General features: G+C 61.0%; 20 protein-coding genes. 9 read left to right on the top strand and 11 right to left on the bottom strand.

Translation table 11 applies throughout. From position 1 onward, the window contains the following. Positions 1 to 11: 11 nt before the first annotated feature. Both KHU30_RS07840 and KHU30_RS07835 read right to left on the bottom strand, forming a co-directional pair. Complete coding sequence (locus KHU30_RS07840; protein ID WP_211441982.1) at positions 12 to 710, bottom strand: N-acetylmuramoyl-L-alanine amidase; 699 nt, start codon at positions 708 to 710, stop codon at positions 12 to 14. Then, positions 707 to 1,660 (bottom strand): LysR family transcriptional regulator, encoded by a 954-nt coding sequence (locus KHU30_RS07835; RefSeq protein WP_211441981.1) that lies wholly within the window; start codon positions 1,658 to 1,660, stop codon positions 707 to 709. The genes KHU30_RS07840 and KHU30_RS07835 overlap by 4 nt, the downstream gene beginning before the upstream one ends. 218 nt (positions 1,661 to 1,878) lie before the next feature. Between KHU30_RS07835 and KHU30_RS07830 the strand changes: the two genes are divergently transcribed. From KHU30_RS07830 to KHU30_RS07815, 4 genes are all read left to right on the top strand, one after another. Then, positions 1,879 to 2,802 carry a DMT family transporter gene (locus KHU30_RS07830; protein WP_211441980.1) on the top strand — a complete coding sequence of 308 codons (924 nt, stop codon included), beginning with the start codon at positions 1,879 to 1,881 and terminating at the stop codon, positions 2,800 to 2,802. A gap of 1,294 nt (positions 2,803 to 4,096) precedes the next feature. Further along, complete coding sequence (locus tag KHU30_RS07825; protein ID WP_211441979.1) at positions 4,097 to 5,974, top strand: S53 family peptidase; 1,878 nt, start codon at positions 4,097 to 4,099, stop codon at positions 5,972 to 5,974. 152 nt (positions 5,975 to 6,126) lie between these two features. Further along, a complete protein-coding gene (locus KHU30_RS07820) occupies positions 6,127 to 6,321 on the top strand; it encodes a hypothetical protein (RefSeq protein WP_211441978.1) in 195 nt (64 codons plus the stop codon). Positions 6,322 to 6,384: 63 nt separating this feature from the next. Next, the gene (locus KHU30_RS07815; protein ID WP_098496297.1) at positions 6,385 to 6,594 is read left to right on the top strand and encodes a hypothetical protein; all 210 of its coding nucleotides are present in this window, start codon (positions 6,385 to 6,387) and stop codon (positions 6,592 to 6,594) included. A 78-nt stretch (positions 6,595 to 6,672) separates the two neighbouring features. Here KHU30_RS07815 and KHU30_RS07810 read toward each other — a convergent pair whose 3' ends face one another. Next, entirely contained in the window at positions 6,673 to 7,089 is a 417-nt protein-coding gene (locus KHU30_RS07810; protein WP_211441977.1) for a hypothetical protein, read from the bottom strand. Between the two features lie 369 nt (positions 7,090 to 7,458). On the opposite strand from KHU30_RS07810, the gene KHU30_RS07805 reads away from it, so the two are divergent. Next, positions 7,459 to 8,109, top strand: a complete 651-nt coding sequence (locus tag KHU30_RS07805) for a glutathione S-transferase family protein (RefSeq protein WP_211441976.1) — start codon at positions 7,459 to 7,461, stop codon at positions 8,107 to 8,109. A gap of 123 nt (positions 8,110 to 8,232) precedes the next feature. After that, positions 8,233 to 8,592 carry a DUF1304 domain-containing protein gene (locus tag KHU30_RS07800; protein ID WP_230411338.1) on the top strand — a complete coding sequence of 120 codons (360 nt, stop codon included), beginning with the start codon at positions 8,233 to 8,235 and terminating at the stop codon, positions 8,590 to 8,592. Positions 8,593 to 8,637: 45 nt separating this feature from the next. Here the strand turns inward: KHU30_RS07800 and KHU30_RS07795 are convergent, their stop codons facing one another. The 3 genes from KHU30_RS07795 to KHU30_RS07785 all read right to left on the bottom strand — a co-directional run bounded on the left by KHU30_RS07795 (position 8,638) and on the right by KHU30_RS07785 (position 9,839). Then, complete coding sequence (locus KHU30_RS07795; RefSeq protein WP_038487586.1) at positions 8,638 to 8,838, bottom strand: tautomerase family protein; 201 nt, start codon at positions 8,836 to 8,838, stop codon at positions 8,638 to 8,640. 52 nt (positions 8,839 to 8,890) lie between these two features. Continuing rightward, a complete protein-coding gene (locus KHU30_RS07790; protein WP_230427229.1) occupies positions 8,891 to 9,430 on the bottom strand; it encodes an NADPH-dependent FMN reductase in 540 nt (179 codons plus the stop codon). A gap of 154 nt (positions 9,431 to 9,584) precedes the next feature. After that, on the bottom strand, positions 9,585 to 9,839 hold the full coding sequence (locus KHU30_RS07785) for a hypothetical protein (RefSeq protein WP_211441974.1): 255 nt from the start codon (positions 9,837 to 9,839) through the stop codon (positions 9,585 to 9,587). Positions 9,840 to 10,256: 417 nt separating this feature from the next. Here KHU30_RS07785 and KHU30_RS07780 point away from each other — a divergent pair, with 417 nt between their 5' ends. The 3 genes from KHU30_RS07780 (at position 10,257) to KHU30_RS07770 (ending at position 12,221) form a co-directional block, all read left to right on the top strand. Further along, positions 10,257 to 10,559 carry a 4a-hydroxytetrahydrobiopterin dehydratase gene (locus KHU30_RS07780; RefSeq protein WP_211441973.1) on the top strand — a complete coding sequence of 101 codons (303 nt, stop codon included), beginning with the start codon at positions 10,257 to 10,259 and terminating at the stop codon, positions 10,557 to 10,559. Beyond that, positions 10,556 to 11,341 (top strand): SDR family oxidoreductase, encoded by a 786-nt coding sequence (locus KHU30_RS07775; RefSeq protein WP_211441972.1) that lies wholly within the window; start codon positions 10,556 to 10,558, stop codon positions 11,339 to 11,341. The genes KHU30_RS07780 and KHU30_RS07775 overlap by 4 nt, the downstream gene beginning before the upstream one ends. An 82-nt stretch (positions 11,342 to 11,423) precedes the next feature. Further along, the gene (locus tag KHU30_RS07770) at positions 11,424 to 12,221 is read left to right on the top strand and encodes a DUF1223 domain-containing protein (RefSeq protein WP_329956646.1); all 798 of its coding nucleotides are present in this window, start codon (positions 11,424 to 11,426) and stop codon (positions 12,219 to 12,221) included. A 269-nt stretch (positions 12,222 to 12,490) separates the two neighbouring features. Here the strand turns inward: KHU30_RS07770 and KHU30_RS07765 are convergent, their stop codons facing one another. From KHU30_RS07765 to KHU30_RS07745, 5 genes are all read right to left on the bottom strand, one after another. Further along, complete coding sequence (locus KHU30_RS07765; RefSeq protein WP_211441970.1) at positions 12,491 to 13,849, bottom strand: amidase; 1,359 nt, start codon at positions 13,847 to 13,849, stop codon at positions 12,491 to 12,493. 45 nt (positions 13,850 to 13,894) lie between these two features. After that, positions 13,895 to 14,581, bottom strand: a complete 687-nt coding sequence (locus KHU30_RS07760; RefSeq protein WP_211441969.1) for a DUF2848 domain-containing protein — start codon at positions 14,579 to 14,581, stop codon at positions 13,895 to 13,897. Positions 14,582 to 14,656: 75 nt separating this feature from the next. Then, complete coding sequence (locus KHU30_RS07755) at positions 14,657 to 15,943, bottom strand: MFS transporter (protein ID WP_211441968.1); 1,287 nt, start codon at positions 15,941 to 15,943, stop codon at positions 14,657 to 14,659. Positions 15,944 to 16,170: 227 nt separating this feature from the next. Beyond that, positions 16,171 to 17,121: a LysR family transcriptional regulator gene (locus tag KHU30_RS07750; protein WP_211441967.1), complete on the bottom strand. Its 951-nt coding sequence runs from the start codon at positions 17,119 to 17,121 to the stop codon at positions 16,171 to 16,173. A 72-nt stretch (positions 17,122 to 17,193) separates the two neighbouring features. Further along, positions 17,194 to 18,198: a flavin reductase gene (locus KHU30_RS07745; protein WP_211441966.1), complete on the bottom strand. Its 1,005-nt coding sequence runs from the start codon at positions 18,196 to 18,198 to the stop codon at positions 17,194 to 17,196. Between the last annotated feature and the right edge of the window lie 14 nt (positions 18,199 to 18,212).

The following is an 18,212-nucleotide window of genomic DNA, read 5'->3' as shown; positions in this document are numbered from 1 at the left end:
TGCACAGCCGCTCAATGCGGCGCCGGCAAGCACTGGCGGATGCCGCTGGCGATGGCGTCGGCGGCGCGCTCGGCAAACTGCCGGGTAGCGAGGCGCGGTTCTTCGTCGGGATTGGCCAGCACGCCGACCTCCATCAGCAGCGCCGGCGATTCCGCGGTTTTCAGCACCACCAGATCGTCAAAGCGGTGTATCCCCAGGGTGCGGTCGATCAAGGGCCGGTTTTCGCCGCGAATCGGGGTGGCGTGATACAGCGAGGGATGTTCGCCGATGGCCAGCATATTGCGGCTGATGTCTTTGGCGCAATCCAGGCTGCGCCCGTAGTACGGCTTGCTGGCGGAAACGAACAGCGCGTAGCCGGAAAATTCACGGCTCCTGCCGGCGTCCAGCCAGGCTTGCTGCATCGAGTCATGGTGGATGGAGATGAACAGCGCGGCGCCGGTGCTGTCTTTGGTGCGCGCTTGCAGGGAAGCCGGCGCACCGGCCGCGGCGACATCGGTTACGCTCACGCCCTTGGTGCGCAAGGCCGTGACCAGGGCGATGGCCAGTTGGCGGTTGAGGTCGAATTCACGCTTGCCGGCGGGACCGATGGCGCCGGGTTTTTCGGTGGTGTGGCCGGTGTCGACGATGACTTGTTGGGCGCTGCAGATGGCGCTCAGCGCGTACAGGCAAGCCGGCAACAGCAGCTGTCGGCGCAGACAGGCAAGCGTCATGTGCCGGCCGCCAGCCGCGGCCGTTCCGCCGGCTTCAGGTCTGCTGCCAGATGCTGCACAAGATAATCGATGAACACCCGCATCTTGGGCGCCAGATAACGCGTCGGCAGATATTGTATGTAGGCCGTACCCTGGTAGGCGGAGACGAATTCCCACTCGCTCAGCAGCACTTTCACCAAGCCTTGTTCGATCGCCCCGCGCGCCGTGAAGTAGGGCAGGCAGGCGATCCCCAGGTGCTGCAGCACGCCTTGCAGCCGCGCTTCGCTGTGGTTGACGACGTAGCGGCCGCTGATCCTGACGATGGTGGCTTCGCCCTTGCGCAGGAAGCGCCAGTCGGCGTCGCCCGGGGTTTCTCCCAGCGACAGGCAGCTGTGGCCGCACAAGTCTTGCGGCTGGCGCGGCGTGCCATGCCGCGCCAGGTATTCGGGGGTCGCGCACAGCACCTGCGCCACCGACATCAGCGGCCGCGCCGCCAGTCCTTCAACCGGATTGCGGGTGATCTGGATCACCAGGTCGGCATCGTCGTCGAGCAGGTTCAACTGGCGATCGTTGAGGATCAATTGCATATCGACTTGCGGATATTTTTCCAGGAACCCCGGCACCAGAGGCGCCACTACCGCCTTGCCGAAGGCCTTCGGCATGCCGACCCGCAGCAGGCCGCGCGGCGCCGCCACGAACTTGTCGGCAACCTCCATCGCCGCCTTGGCGGCGTTGACCATTTCCTGGCAGCGCTGGAAAGCCTCATTGCCGGATTCGCTCAGGCGCAGCTTGCGGGTGGTGCGCTCCAGCAGCCTGACCGCCAGGGCCTGTTCCAGCCGCGACACCTGGCGGCTGACAGCCGAGGGCGTCATGCCCAGCTCCGACGCCGCGGCAGAGAAACTGCCGGTTTCCACCACGCGCACGAACACCGCCATATCCGGCATCAGCTTGATGTATCGATGATTGCTCATTTATTCCCGTTGGGTACAAGTGTTGTTCCGAGCCGATAGGTTATCGTATTTGCCCAGGTAAAACATAATAAGCGCTGGCGCAGAGTACGCTGATTATTCTCCTGACTTGCCGTTTTATCCTAGGCGATTTGCCTTTGGTTCCGTCCGGCCCCCACGCCGGACGGAACTTTTTTTTCCACCGATCGCGCCGTCGCCGCCGGCGGCCCCAGCCAGAGTAAATGCAATTGCCGACATCTCCTCCCGCCTCGCCAACAAAGAAAATCTGGATCGCCGACTTGCTGCTGTTGCTGGTCGCAGTGGTCTGGGGCAGCAGCTACGGTGTTGCCAAACAGGCCCTGGCTTTTTATCCGGTGCTGGGCTTGCTGGCACTGCGCTTCGGCATGACGTTTCTGCTATTGCTGCCCAGCCTGCGTCGGCTGATGCAGCCGCACGGCAGGGCGGCCTTGCGCGCGGGATTGCCGCTAGGGGCGATCTTGCTTGCGATATTGACATGCGAAACCTTTGGCGTAGCGCTGACCAAGGCGTCCAATGCGGCTTTCCTGATCAGCCTGTGTGTCGTATTTACGCCACTTGTCGAATGGCTGGTGATGGCGCGGCGCCCAAGCGGCAGCGCTTTCCTGATGGCGTTTGTCTCGCTTTTCGGCACCTGGCTGCTGACTTACGGCAGCAGTTTGACATTCAATCTGGGCGACGGCCTGATGCTGGCCGCCGCCGTGCTGCGCGCTTTCATGGTGTGCATGACCAAGCGCCTGACGCAAAACCGGAGCATGTCGACGCTGGCGCTGACGGCTGTGCAAGCCGGCGTGGTCGGGCTTGGCTGCCTGCTGCTTGCCACCTTGTTCCTGCAAGGCGGGCTGCCGTCCCTGCCAAGCGCTGCCGGCTTCTGGATAGCGACGCTGTACCTGGTTTTGTGTTGCACCATCTTTGCCTTCTTTGCGCAAAACTACGCTGTCCGCCAGAGCGATCCCACCCGGGTTTCCCTGTTGATGGGAAGCGAGCCGGTGTTCGGCGCGCTGTTCGCCGCCTTCTGGCTGGGCGAGCAGCTCAGCCTCTTGTCCTGGATCGGCGGCGCGCTGATCGTCGCTGCCACATTATGGGCGAGCCTGCCGCGTTCGATATTTGTCGCGCGGCTGGCAAAATAAATGCACGTCGCCATGTAACATCCGGAGCGGGATATCGCGCCGCATTTAACTGAATAATTTCGTCTTTTCCGCAATGGACGCCGGAGTTTCCCGGGGGATGAAAATATACTTGTCGTTAGCGATAACATCGCAATCTCCCATCCTGCAGCCGGATTCCAGCTGCATCAATCATGCGGCGCATCGTTTGACATTGGAATTTCGGTGTGCACATTCGAGCTTTATCAGATGCCAACTAAATTACTCAAGGCAGACAAAAGGCTCTAATAAATTCTGTTTACATGTGCCGGCGGCTGTCATATTATTAGCCTCACAAACTATACAGACCTGTATGTATATGAGAAATTTTTCATAGGACCGCAGATATTCAAGGGGCAGGAATTTGATGTTTTATATTCAATTGACGCCTCTGCGGCGCTTATAAGAAAACGATAAGAACTAACCAGTAAATCATCGGCCAGGAATCTGCTTGTGCGAGAAGAATCCAGCCGATTTTTACGGAGACGAATACAGCAAGCATGTCTTTGCCAAGACATGTGTTTGGCCCAATATCCTCGGTGCTCCCGCCGTTTGTTCCGCCTGCTCCCCGCGGGCGGAACGTTTTTTTTCCAGCTGTTGGCGCTGCCGGCGCCCGCTTGTTCCAGTGTAGTGTTTTGTAGGTAATGGCGCTTCAGAAATGGTGGATTTTCATGCCAGGCCAGGCGCGAACCGGAGCGATAGCGGGACTATCGCGAGGATTCGCAACGACGCATGGCGTGAAAAGATGCCGTTTCTGAAGTGCCATTATCTGCAAAACACTGCACTAGCATATGTAAAACAGTCGATGAAATAAGGTTTTATCTGTCGGAAAACGCAAACGAAATACGCGATTCGATAGAAGAAAATATCAGTTTATTTTGTATTGCCACGTAGAAATAAATGATTTATTCTGATTCATCGAAAAAGCATATTGAAGTTGTTGGAACAGGATGCATAGCGTTGATTTTTTACACGGCACTCGCTCCAAAAGAGCAATCGGTGCTGCTGTTAATCCTCAAGAGGGAAGTCCCATGATTTGCGCCAGACTCAATTTGAAATTCCTGCTTTTGCATGCGCCGCATGTTCCTTTCGCCGCAGCTTCCTCCGTCTTCCGGCACAGGCAGTGTTAACGCCGTCGCCAACCCCTTAACGGACTAGCACCGTTATCCGCTGCATCGCTACCCGCGTTGCAGACTCCAGCGCCAACACCCTTTGCATTGCAGATCGCCCTGCAAGGCTGCGGCGTCCTTCATTTGTTCCATTCAAGAGGAATAAGCGTATGAAATCGAGAATCACAGCAGGAAATTCCAAGATTCCCCAGGCTTCGGCATTGTCGTTAGCGCTGTCCCTGGTGTTTGCATCTTTGTCCGTCCACGCTGCCGTCGCTGACAACAGCACTTGGGTGGCCACCAAGACCCAGGCTTTCCTGCCCCAGGTCCAGGCCAATCAAAAGAGCCTGGCGGTCGACGCCAGCGTCGCAACGCCGGCAGAATCCGCCATGCAGCTGGCGCAAGGCGAGCCGGTGCATGTCACGCTGAGCCTGAACCTGCGCAACGAAGCCAAGCTGGATCAGTTCCTGCAAGACCTGCATACCCCTGGCAGCGCTTCCTACGGCAAGTTCCTGACGCCAGCGCAATTCGCTGAAAAATTTGCGCCGACCGAAAAAGATGTGGCTGCCGTGGTGGCGCATCTGAGCAAATCGGGTTTCATCAACATCACCGTCTCGCCTAACCGCCAACTGGTTTCGGCCGACGGCACTGCGGCGACTGTGCAAACCGGTTTCCGTACCTCGCTGAAACGCTTCCAGCAAGATGGCCGCAATGTCTTCGCCAATACCGACGCCGCACAAGTGCCAGCCGCCCTGAGCAACATCGTCGGTTCGGTGCTGGGCCTGCAAAACGTCGCGCTGGCGCAGACCCATCATCGCTTCGTGCTGGATGCCGCGCCAGGCAGCGCGGTGCAAGCCAAGGTCACGCCAGCCGCAACGCCGGTGGCGACACCGCACAGCCCTGCGCAATTCCCTGCGATCTACAACGCCGGCAGCACGCCTACCGCCTCCAACACCACGGTCGGCATCATCTCCGAAGGCGATATCTCGCCGACCATTACCGACCTGAAGGCGTTCACTACCGCCAAGGGCCTGGCAACCGTCAATACAGCGGTGGTGCAGACCGGTCCTGCCGGCAGCGATTACAGCGATACTTCCGGCCAGGTCGAGTGGAACCTGGACAGCCAGACCATCACCGGCACTTCCGGCGGCGTCAAGAAACTGATTTTCTACGCATCGCCAGACATGCAGTTCAGCAGCATCACCACTTCCTATAACAAGGCGGTGACTGACAACCTGGCGAAAGTCATCAACGTCTCGCTCGGCGGCTGCGAAGCGGATACGCACAGCACCGGCACCCAGGCAGCCGATGACAATGTCTTCAAGCAGGCGGTGGCGCAAGGCCAGACCTTCTCGATTTCCACGGGCGACGCCGGCACCTACAACTGCCAGACCAGTTCGATTTCAGGTGCGCCAGGCGTACCGACAAACAAGTCGACCTATGACGTCAGCGAACCGGCCAGCTCGCCCTACGTGATCGCCGTCGGCGGCACCACCTTGTACACCAATGCCGGCGCCTACAGCAGCGAAACCGTGTGGAACGAAGGCCTGAGCCCGATCGGCGTCTATGATGCCCAGGGCGATTCCGATCCTACCAAGCGTCTGTGGGCAACCGGCGGCGGCTTCAGCAAGTACGAAGCGATACCTAGCTACCAGAAGGGCGTGGTCACCGCCGGCAAGACGACCCGCGGTTTGCCGGACATCGCTTTTGATGCCGCCAGCGCCAGCGGCGCCACCATCTACTACAACGGCCAGACCGGCACGGTAGGCGGCACCAGCCTGGCAGCACCGATCTTCACCGGCGTCTGGGCACGCTTGCAATCGGCCAACGCCAACGGCCTGGGCTTCCCGGCAGCCAGCTTCTACAAGTATTTCCCATTGGCTGCCAATGCTTCGCTGCTGCACGACGTCATTTCGGGCACCAACGGCGCCAGCAGCTCCTACGGCTACAAGGCCGCCAAGGGCTGGGATGCAACTACAGGTTTCGGCAGCTTGAACATCGCCAACCTGAATGCCTTCGTCAAGAAAACCTCGGATTTTGCGCGTTGATCGGCAAAGCGCCTGTCCGGGTTTTTTATAGAAGTTGAGCAGGACATCGCCGCTGCGGGCATTCCGGTCCGCAGCGGCGACGCAGCCGCAATAAATGGATCGGAAAAAAAAGGATGGTTTGACAGAATTGCGATGGCGTACGGAGAATCGACATGAATAAATCGAATCTGGCCTGGCTTGCCGCGGCGCTTGCGTTGGGTCTGGGCAGCATCTATGCCGTGTGGGCAGCCGACGATTCAGGCGCGGCAAAGCACGGCGTCGTCGCGGCGCAGGACAAGAACAGTGCTCCAGGCGTGGCGTCGGGCCCGCCAAAAGATGCCGTGAATATCAATCCGTTTGGGAAATAGCCCTGTCAGGCCTGCATTCAGAGGGGCGGAGCAGGCAAGCATTTGTAGAAGGAAGATTCAGCAATGACCGCATATCTGCAGCGACAAGACCGGCTGGCGCTGGTTACCCAGGCCACCGCAAACGTGACCGGCAAACGCTATTGTTCGCACCATCAGGGTGAAGTGGCGGTAGCGGAAGGCGATTTTGTGATGCGCAATAAATCCCGGCGCTGGATCTGCTTCCGCTGCCAGGAACGCAGCCGCTCGCACGGGCTGCTGAAACGGGCGGGATAGGATATATTTCAGGCGAAAAAAATCGCCACAGCGTGGCGATTTTTGTAAAGGCAGACCGTGCTGCGGCGTTGCTTCGGTCTAGCGGAATGCCGCCAGCGGATCGTAATGCTGGCCCGGCTTGTCTTCCTGTTCCTTGGCCTTCGCGCTGTTGCGGATAAAGCTCGCCGTTGCCGCGCGCCATTCGCCGCGTTGCAGCTTCCAGCCATGGATGACTTTGTGCCAGCCCGGCTTCAGGTAATGCTGGTCGGCGCGCGCCAGTTCCCAGTGGCCGGCTTCCCATACATACCAGCCATCGACGTAATCCCAGAAACCAGGGCTCCATACCAGCCCGGCGCGCGCGTGCGGTTCGGCTTCCTGCTTGGCTGGCGGCGGCGGATTCCTGAGAATGACGCTGGGACCGGCCGGGATAGGCCCGCCTCGGCTTTTTTGCGAGGGGTTCACGAAAGACGAGAAGTGTCCGGCGATGATCGCTGCGATGCTGAGTTGCTGTTTCATATGCGCTCCTGAATGAGTTCAGTGCTAACGATTGTACGAAGCCAGGTCCGGAATAATGTGTCCTGTGCATTTACTTACACTTTTCACCGCTCATTTACAGGGGAGCAAACGGGGAGGAATGCGCGCCATCGGCGCTGCCCTTGATGTGATTTACCTATGAGAAATGGGAATTTACGAAGCTGCCGAAGGCGCTGGAAACCACTGCGATCAGCTTGTCATTAAGCTAAGAGAATGATTTTCCTTTCCTAAAAATAGAGGATTTCGACTACCGCTGCGGGAAAATAAGAAGGATTTGTTTCTTAATGTGTCACTGCTCCTTGATATATATTAGGCGTTCCCACCGCCGCTTAAAATCAAGAGGAAAGCGCCATGACAGAGACTCGCCGCATCACGTTTTTTCATTGCCCGAACACGCGCTCCAAGGGCACCCGTATCCTGCTGGAAGAGCTGGGCGCAGACTATGAACTGCACGCCCTCAACATCAAAGCCGGCGAGCAGCGCAGCGCCGCTTACCTGGCGATCAATCCGATGGGAAAGGTGCCGGCGATCAGGCATGGCGATGCTCTCATCACGGAACAAGGCGCTGTCTTCCTGTACCTGGCGGATCTCTACATGGACAAGGGCTTGGCGCCGGCGCTCGACGATCCCTTGCGCGGCCCTTACCTGCGCTGGATGGTCTACTACGGTTCTTGTTTTGAGCCGGCGGTGGTCGACCGCGCGCAGAAGAATCCGCCGGCATCGCCATCGACCTGTCCCTACGGCGATTTCGACACCATGCTCAAGACGCTCACCGACCAGTTGCAGCAGGGGCCGTACATGCTAGGCGAGAAGTTCAGCGCCGCCGATATCCTGTGGGGCACGGCGCTGACCTGGACCACCGGTTTCCAGATAGTGCCGATGTCGCCGGTGATCCAGGCCTATATCGACCGGATCAATGCCCGCCCGGCGGTGCAGCGGGTGACGGCCCTGGATGCAGAGCTGTCAGCGCAGCTCGCCGGCCAGGCAGCAGCGAAATCCTGAGCGGATGAGCGCAGGGAAAATCCGGCAGCCGCAGCTTGCCGGTCCGCCGGCCTGCGGCTGCGCGGCATCGATAAATCGAATATCAAATATTAAATATCAAATATCAACAATAGGGAGCTCTTCTTGAATACTATCGCCAACCTGCTGATCGCCCTGGTCGCTCTACTGCACGTGTATTTCCTGGTGCTCGAAATGTTCTTGTGGGATAAGCCGTTCGGCCGCAAGACTTTCAAGTTGACGCCAGAGTTCGCTTCCGCGTCCAAGGCGCTGGCCGCCAACCAGGGCCTGTACAACGGCTTCCTGGCCGCAGGCCTGGCGTGGGGCATCTGCCTGGGCGAAGCTGGCTTGTCGATTAAGGTTTTTTTCCTCGCCTGCGTGATCGTCGCCGGCATCTTCGGCGCCATCACGGTGGGCCGCAAGATTCTGTTCATTCAAGCTTTGCCGGCCGCGCTTGCGCTGGCCTTGCTGCTGGCGTTCCGCTAGACCGGCAGGCGCGCTATCCCGGCGGACCGGGATGCCGCTGCAGCGTCAGCCGTGCAGTTTCTTGTAGTCGTCGGACAGCATGCCGCCGAAGCCCCAGTCGTCCTCGTTGATTTCCTGGATCACGATATGGGTCTGCTCGGGCTTTTTACCCAGCACCCGCACCAGCGAAGCGGTGACGTCCTTGACCAGCTCTTCCTTCTGCTGGCGGCTGGCGCCCTTGGTGATTTGAATATTTACATATGGCATAGCGTGCTTTCCTTTTGAGGCGATGGCGATGCTGAATCATACAAGCTAAACGCTAGCGCTGCTGTGTGCCGCCAGCCGCCACCGCAGCCCGCAAGGCCGCCAGCGCGGTACGCAGCAGCGCGGAAATTTCGGGGTGGGCGGCGATCTGTTCTTCGCTCAGTCCAGAGCCCAGGACCGGCACGGTGACCGATGCCTCTTCGACGATCTGCGCCGACATCATCGTCACTATTTCTCTTAGTGATGCCTGTGCGTGCGTTGCCCGCGGCGAAGCGTTGAGCAACGCCACCGGCTTGTGCACGAAAGCTTCGCAGCCGACCATCCAGTCCAGCGCATTCTTCATCGCACCGGTGATGCCGTGCGCATATTCAGGGCTGGCGATCAGCAGGGCGTCGGCGGCTATGATGCGGGCGCGCAGCGCCGCCACCGGCGCCGGATCGCTGGCTTCGATGTCAGGATTGAACAGCGGCAGGTCGCCCAGGCCGCGATACAGCTCGATGCTGGTTGCGGCCGGCGCCAGGCGCGCCATGGCGCGCAGCAGGGCGGAATTATGCGAGGCAGCGCGCAGGCTGCCGCAGATGGCGAGGAATTTCATGTGGCCCGAAGTAGGTGCAGGGGCGATCATTATGCCGACAAGCTCGCTTTGCTGCAGGCGCTAAAAAACAAGCCCGCGCGAAACAAGTCGGCGCGGGCTTGCTGCCGGCAGCGCGCCAAGGCCGTTTGCGGCCCTGGCGCGGCCAGACAGTTGCTTACTTGGCTGGGGCCGGCTGCGCAGCAGGGGCTGCCGCATGCGCCGCCGCAGCCTGGTCGGCCGCTTTTTTATTGGCCAGGTGCCGTCCGACCACGCAGCCGCCGATAGCGCCAACCACAGCATGATGACCGGCATAGTGCCCCGCCACGCCGCCTACCGCAGCGCCTTTCAGGCAGCCTTTGGCGCTGGCGGCGCCGGTGGTGCCTGCCAGTGCAAGCGCGCATAACATGACAGCAATGATTTTCGTTTTCATGGTGTTCCCCTATTCGTGGTGGATGGCAGCGATTGCGCCGTTTCAGCTTGATTCTGAGTTCATTAACGTCAGGCGCCGGGCGCGCGGTTGACAAGCCGGTAAAAAAAATGCCGGCAGAGACAATTGTTGATCTTCCGGCGTCATAGATCAAGTAGCTGGCTAGCGTATTTTTAATGCAAATAAGCAATCCCACGCAGCGCAGTATTAACGGCCTCGGCGCCGCTGATCTGCGACGATGCCCCGGGCGTAGACAGAAGCGCCGAACATGCCAGGATAAACGCCGAAATCGTCGATTTCTTCGGCCGCAAGCTGCCTTCCCGGCAATGAAGCGGCCGCGGGGGAGCATCTGGCGTCGCAAAAGCGCGCAGCTGGACGCTTCCGGTTATAGAATTGGGGTTTTCACGAACGGATACTCCCATGCCTCATTCCAACCATATCGGCGCCGCCGCCGCCCTGCAGACGCTCACTACCTGGACCGCAGCCGAAGGCCGCGACGCGATTCAAAAGACTTTCAAGTTTGCCGATTTCAACGCTGCCTTCGGCTTCATGACCCGCGTCGCCTTGCTGGCTGAGAAAATGGATCATCATCCGGAATGGTCCAACGTATATAACCGCGTCGACGTGCTGCTGACCACGCACGATGCCAACGGCGTCACCGACCTCGACCTGCGCCTGGCGCAATTCATGGATAGCAGCGCTGGCGCTGCCGCCAAGCATTGAGCACGCCGGCTACGCAGCAGCCGGTGGCGCTGATCACCGGCGCTGCCCGGCGGGTCGGGCGGGTCATTGCCGAGCGCTTTGCCGCCGCCGGCTATGCCGTGGTGGTGCACTACGGCAGCTCGCAGCAGGACGCTCTGCAGACAGTGCAGGAAATTGAAGCCGGAGGCGGCGTTGCCGTCGCCCACCGGGCCGACCTGCAGTCGCCGTCGGAATTGGCGGCCATGGTCGACGCCGCCTATGCCGGCTTCGGCAGGCTCGACGTGCTGGTCAACTGTGCGGCGATTTTTTTTCCCGACACGCTGGCCGATTTTGCGCTCGATGACCTGGAGCGCTCCTGGCAAGTCAACTGCCGTGCGCCGCTGCTGCTGACCCAGGCTTTTCATCGGCAAGCGGCGCAGCGCGGCCAGCAGGGCGTGGTGATCAATGTGGTGGACCAGAAGGTGAAGGCGAATTTTCATCCGGAGGATTTCAGTTACACCGTGGCCAAGGCGGCGCTCGGCAACCTGACCGCAATGCTGGCCATGTCGGCGGCGCCGGTGCTGCGCGTGAATGCGCTGTATCCTGGCCTGATGACGCCCAGCGGCGACCAGACCCAGGCCGATTTCGAGTATTCCTCGGCCCGCTCGACGCCGCTAGGCTATATCGCGCCGACCACGGAAATCGCCGACGCCATCTTGTTGTTGACGAGGCAATCTTTCAACGGCGCGGAATTCGTCGTCGATGCCGGGCAGAACCTGGTGCGGGTGGAGCGGGACGTGATCAACCTGTACCGGGCGCCATAGGGATGGGCCTGAGGCCGGGCGGATTTGTAAGGAAGCGGCGCGCGCTACGACCAAGCTTCACATGACCAGCCAGGAGACTCAGGTGCCTACCTCTATCAACCTTACTAAAACCTTTGTTCTGGGCGCGCTTGCGTTCGGATTTTCCGCGAGCGTCCACGCCGCCGACTATATGGCGCAGAGTCCGGCCAACCGGGTGGCGCTGGTCGAACTGTATTCCAGCGAAGGCTGCAGCAGCTGCCCGCCGGCAGACCAGTGGCTGTCCAGGCTGGGCGCCCAGACCAGGCCGGACCGGGCGGTGCCGCTGGCCTTGCATGTCGATTATTGGGACAACCTGGGCTGGAAGGACCGCTTCGGCGATCATCGGTTCACCGCGCGCCAGCAGGAGCTGGCGGGCTATGCCAAAACCACCCTGGTGTATACCCCTGAAGTCTTTGCCGGCGGCCGCGAACTGCGGCGCTGGAGTTCCGCCAGCGCGTCTGACGCCGCCATCGATAAGATCGCGGCACAGCCGTCGCCTGCGGATATTGCGATCAAGCTGTCCGGCACCGCGCCGCGCAGCTTCGACCTGGCCGCCAGCGTCAAGCTGCGCCAGGATTCCAAGGATGCCCACGAGGCCTATATCGCCGTCTATGAAAACAAGCTGGTCTCCAACGTGGCGGCTGGCGAGAACGGCGGCGTCACCCTGCATCACGACTATGTGGTGCGGCGCTGGCTGGGCCCGTTCGCACTGAAGAACGGCATGGTGCAGATCCATGAAAAGATTGCGCTCGACAGCATCGCCCCCGACCTGCGCGCCGACCGCTTCGGCATTGTCGCCTTCGTCCAGAATACGGGCAGCGGCGAAGTGCTGCAAGTGGCCAGGCTGGCGGTCGATCACTGAGAATTTCATAAAGAGCGGCAAAACCGCAACCAGGTTTTTGTCGCGCTTAACTTACGCAGCTAACTGGGGTCAGAGTGAATTTTCTGCGTGCTTTTTGCAGAAACTTCACTCTGACCCCACTTAGCGGGCCACGGAGTGCATGCTCCTGCACTGTCAAAAAAAGCACGTAGCACGCCCGTTCTTTCTCCGAATCCGTCATGTGGGGTCAGAGTAATTTACGACGATACTGCCGTCGTAAAAAAACTCTGACCCCACATGACTCTCTCCATTTAATTATTGCGCAACAGACCTTCCACCGCCAGGCCGATCTCCAGGATTTTCCTGTCCTGCCCGGCAACGCCCGCCAGCATCAGCCCGACCGGCGCTGCGCCGGGCGCATGGCAAGGCAGCGACAAGGCGCAGCCGTCCAGGAAATTGATCAGCGCCGGATTGCGCAGGATCATGCCGTTGGCGGCAAAATAGGCTTCATCGCTGGCTTCCAGCGTCGCAATCGGGGGCGCGACGATAGGCACGGTCGGCATCAGCATGGCGTCGTAGCCGGCGACGCGTTGTTCAATTGCAGCGATCCATTGCTTGCGTGCCGCGAACAGGTCGAGCAGATCTGCTGCGCTGATTTCCTGGCCGCGCCGGATGCGGGAAATCACGCGCGGGTCGTAGCTGGCGGCGCGTTCGGCGATCAGCTTGCGGTGCCAGGCATAGGCTTCGGCAGCAGTGAAGCCGCCTTTGGCATTGATCGTTGCTGCGGTCGAAAATTCCGGAATCTCCACTTCGTCGACCAGGGCGCCGGCCGCTTGCAGCCGAGCGCGGGCGCTGGTGAACGCTGCGGCTACCTGCTGATCGACCCCGTCCAGCACCAGCGTGGTCGGCAGCGCCAGGCGCAGGCCGCGCAGTGGGAACGGCGTCAGGCTCGGCACCGGCTCGCCGGCCAGGATGGCATCGAGCACCGCGCAGCAGCTGACGCTGGCGGCGATCGGACCAAGCGAATCGAGTTGCGCCGACAGCGGCAGCGTACCCTCCAGCGGGACGCGGCGCGCGGTCGGCTTGAAACCGGTCAGGCCGCACAGCGCCGCCGGAATGCGCACCGAGCCGCCGGTGTCGGAACCGATGGCGGCCACCGCCATGCCGTCGCTCACCGAAACCGCTGCGCCGGAGGAGGAACCGCCGGGAATCCGGGCATTGGCGCGGTCCCAAGGATTGCGCGGGGTGCCGTAGTGCGGATTGACACCGAGCCCGGAGTAGGCGAATTCCGTCATGTTGGTGCGGCCGACGATCACCGCGCCCGCCGCCAGCAGGCGCTGCACCGCCACGGCATTGACGCTGGCTGGCGCTGCATCGTTCAACACTACCGAGGCGGCGCGGGTCACGCTGCCGGCGACATCGAACAAATCCTTGACCGAAATCGGCAAGCCCTCTATCGGCGAACGCGGCTGGCCGCTGGCGCGCAACAGGTCGGAGGCCTGCGCCGCCGCCCTTGCCGGCGCGGCATACAATTCGGTAAAAACACGGCGGCCTTCGCCGGCCGGATCCAAGGCACGCGTCAGCGCTGCTTCGGTGAGCGAGGTCGAGCTGGCGCGGTTCTGTCGCAGGGCCTCTGCCAGGCTGTGCAGGGTAGGGAGTGTCTCAGTCATACATGCTCGCAAATGAAGTAAAGGCGGTGCTGGATTCAGGTCCCGTTAGGCGACTTCGGGCAGCACTTCCACAGTGTAGTGATGGCGCAGCGCGCGTTGCCGGCGCGGATCGAACAATTCCATTGTAAATGAATGCGCCGGCCGGATGCCGCCGATCGCCGCCACGGTGCCGCAGGTCATGCCGCTGCCCTCCGGCAGGATGACTGCGCCGCCGGTGTAGCCGGCGATCAGGTCCTGCGGCGTGCGCAGCGAAGCCAGCGCGCCTTCCTGGTACAGCAGCCGGGCGCCGTTTTCCTCGATGTAGGATCGGATCACCAGCTCATCCCAGTAGTCGGCTACCTCGGCCAGGCGCCAGGCACGGCTTGCCACCGGCTTGACGCAAGCCTGTTTCGACAGCGCCACGCTATGCGCTTCCAGCTTGCGGTCGGTATGGTCGGAGGCGATGCTGACATACAGCTCGCCGCCGGCGGCGAAGACAAAGGTTTCCACCTCGCCGGAAGAATCCGGCCCGACTACCTGAACCTGCGACGCTTGCGTCAGCTGGTTGCTGGCGATGCGGTAATACAGCGGCACCGCGCTCGGGCGCGAAATGCCGAGTGCGGCCAGTTCTTCAATGTGGTGCTCGATGGCGGCGTGGTCGCGCCCGGCCCAGCCGGCGACGATCAGGGTGTGGATGTCGGTATCGAGCTGGCGCGAGCCATGTTCGGTGTCTACCTGAAAAGAAATATGCATGATGATTCCAGCTTTAAAGAAATGGAGCGTGACGGATCCGGCCGGCAAAGCGGCCGGTAAAACAGGACAGCAGGATCAGCGGACTTTTTTTATGAACAGCAAGACCAGCACCGTCGCCGTGAATTCCAGCCCGGCGACAAAGTACAAGCCTGCAGACAAGCTGCCGGTGCTGGTCTTGAGCGAGCCGATCATGTAAGGCGCGGCAAAGCCGGCCAGGTTGCCGATCGAATTGATCAGCGCAATGCCGCCGGCGGCCGCGGTGCCGGTCAGGAAGGCTGCCGGAATCGACCAGAACACCGGAAATGCCGCCAGGATGCCGATCGCCGCCAGCGTCAAGGCGCACAGCGCCAGCACCGCATTGCCGAGGAAGAAGCCGGTCAGTATCAGGCCGATGCTGGCCACCAGCGTGGCTATGGCGCAATGCAGGCGCCGCTCGCCGCTCTTGTCGGAATGGATGCCGTTCCACACCATGGCGATGGTGCCGGCCAGAAAAGGAATAGCCGAAATCAGGCCGATCTGCAGGTTGCCGACCACGCCGATTTCCTTGATGATGGACGGCGACCAGAAGGCGATCGTGGCATTGCCGCTGACCACGCAGAAATACACCGCGGCGCAGATCCAGACGCGGGAATTGAGGCAGGCGTCGCGCAGCGAAGCATGCTTGTGGCCATGGTTTTCCGCCGCCAGCGCCCGGGTCACCGCCTGCTGTTCGGCAGCCAGCAGCCATCTGGCGTTGACTGGTTTTTCCGGCAGATAGATCAGCACCAGGATGCCGGCGATCACAGAGGGAATCCCTTCCAGCAGGAACAGCCACTGCCAGTTGGCGAAATGGCCGACGCCGTCCATGGCGCTCATGATGAAGCCGGCAATCGGTCCGCCGACCACGCCGGCGATGGCGAACGAGGTCATGAATAAGCCGTTGACGCGAGCGCGCCGCTCGGCCGGGAACCAGTAGGTCAGGTACAGCACCACGCCGGGGAAGAAGCCGGCTTCGAACACGCCCAGGAAAAAGCGGATGATATAAAACATGGCGGGCGTCTTCACATACACCATCGCCATCGAGGTCAGGCCCCACAGGATAGTGATGCGCGCCAAGGTTTTGCGGGCGCCGATTTTTTCCAGCAGCAGGTTGCTCGGCACCTCGAACAGGAAATAGCCGACGAAGAAGATGCCTGCGCCCAGCCCATAGATCGCCTCGCTGAACTGCAGGTCCTGCAGCATCTGCAGCTTGGCGAAGCCGACATTGACGCGGTCTATCCAGGCCAGCACGAACAGGAAAACCAGGAAAGGAATCAGGCGCCAGGCGATTTTCCGATAAGTGCTTTCCAGCAAATCTGGCGCTGCGTTGATATTGTTGCTCATGTGATGTCACCCGATAGAGGATTCTGCTGCGCCGCGGGCGGTGCAGGATGAAGCGGCGTTTCTGTGACGGCCGTCACCGGCGGCTGCGCGTGCTGCCGGATGAATCGAGTATGCGTAAGGGGCTGACGGCTGTCCAACAAGAAATTGTCAGCGCGATTGATTGGAAAATCTTATGAGCAAAGTTGGGGCGGGTGCGCACCAATAGCGCCGGTGCAGACCTGGCAATCTTATACCGGGGGAAACGGCAGTTCCAGCGGCTCAGCCGGCAGCCTGGCGATCTCCGGTCCCCAATTGAGTGCGAATTCAGAGGCGGTTTCCTGGGCGATGCTGGCGATGGTTTCGGTCAAGGCATTTTCCGGATCGTTGCGGAACGAGGCCATCAGCTGCAGCGCCGGGAAATCGGCGTCGACCCGCAGCTGCTGCAGGCTGCCGTCGTTCAGTTCGCGCTGGATGATGGCCGGCGGCACCACCGCCACGCCGAAGCCGTCGCTGACCAGCCGTATCATGGTGGCGACAGAAGTGATGCAATTGATATGCAGGGAGCCGCGCTCGCTGTCGGAAAACAGTTGCTCCAGCACGGTATGCGGCCCGGAATTGCGGGCGAAGCTGACCAGCGGGAAGGCCGCCAGGTCGGACAGGCTCAGGGTTTCATTGCCGATGTCGAGCTTGGCGCTGCCGACCCAGCGCATCGGGAATTCGCACAGCTTGAGATTGCGGATATTCGGCGCGATCACCGCTTCCGCCTGCAGCACCAGGTCGAGGTCGCCCTTGCTGAACTGTTCGCGCAGGTGGATGGTGGTGTCGCTGGCGATTTCGATTTCCAGCTGAGGAAACAGCTTGTGGATGCGGCCGATCAGGTCCGGGAACCAGCTGTGCACGATCGATTCGATCACGCCGATGCGCAGCACGCCGGAATAATGATCCTTGGCCGACATCTCGTCCTTCATCTCGCGCATCAGCTTGACGATGCGCTCGGCGTACGCCAGCGCCTTGCCGCCATCGGTAGTCAGGGCCACTTCGCGGGCGCCGCGGTCGAACAGGCGCACGCCGAAATCCTGCTCCAGCGTGGCAATGCGGCTCGATACCGCGGCCTGCGTAGTGTGAAGCTTTTCTGCCGTCAGCCGGAAATTCTTGAGCTTGGCCAGCCAGACGAAGGTTTCGAGGAAGCGGATGTTCATCGGCGCTGTCCGGAATCTATGATGGGTCGTACTGCAGTGTAGCGCATTGCGATCCGCGGCAGAAGGACGGGCTTACTCCTCATCCAGCGGCAGCTTGCCGTCGTCGGTCAGGCTGATGAAGCGTCGCAGCAGGGTGCGCAGGGCGACGGTGTCGACCGCGCCCAGGCTGTTCAGCAGCGCCAGCTCGGTCTGCTTGCCGCTGTCGCCGATCTCCTGCGCCAGGGCGCGTCCGATGGCGGTCAGGTAGAACAGGCCGTGGTCGTTGCGTTCGCCTTTATCCACCACGACCTGCAGCAAGCCGCGCGCGGTCATGTCGTCCAGCACATTGATCAGCGGCGTATGGCCGGCATACACGAACAGGCGGTTCAGTTCCGCCAGGCTGCGGCCGTCGCGCGCCGCCAGCGTATTGAGCACAAAAAACTCGGCATCGTTCAGGCCCTTGGCGGCGCCGAATTCGCGCAGCTTGCCGTACAGATGGAAATACGCGCTGCCGAGCAGGTAGCTCATCGAACTTTCATCGAAGCTGCTGGAGGCTGCAGTGGCCTTGATCAAGGCTTCCGCTTCGTCGGCCAGCTCCTTGCGGGTGGCGATGGCGTAATTGCCGCGCTGATAGACCAGCGGGGCGATATCGGAATGCTCGAAATGCATCACCTCGCCGACCATGATGATATGGTCGCCGCCATCATAGCGGTAGGCGGTCTTGCATTGCATGCGGGTGGTGCAGCCGGCCAGCAAGGGCGCGCCGCCCATGCCGGACTCGATCTCCAGGCCGGCGAACTTGTCGTGGGCGCGCTTGCTGAAATGGGTGGCCAGCTGGTCCTGGTCGTGCGACAGGATGTGCACAGCCCAGTGTTCGGCGGCTTCAAACGCCGCCAGGCTGTTGGATGACTTGGCCAGGCTCCATAGCACCAGCGGCGGATCCAGCGAGACCGAGTTGAAGCTGTTGGCTGTGACGCCAACCAGCTTGCCGTCGGCCTGGCAGGCGGTAATGATGGTGACGCCGGTGGTGAAGGTTCCCAGGGCGTTGCGGAATTCGCGCTGGTCGAACGGAGTTGACGGCTGGTTTGCGGTGGACATCTAGATTGCTTTCT

This window comes from Collimonas humicola (genome assembly GCF_018304945.1).
Lineage (GTDB): Bacteria > Pseudomonadota > Gammaproteobacteria > Burkholderiales > Burkholderiaceae_D > Collimonas > Collimonas humicola.
Note: the sequence above shows the minus strand (reverse complement) of the source record. Positions and strands in the feature narration are given on the sequence as shown.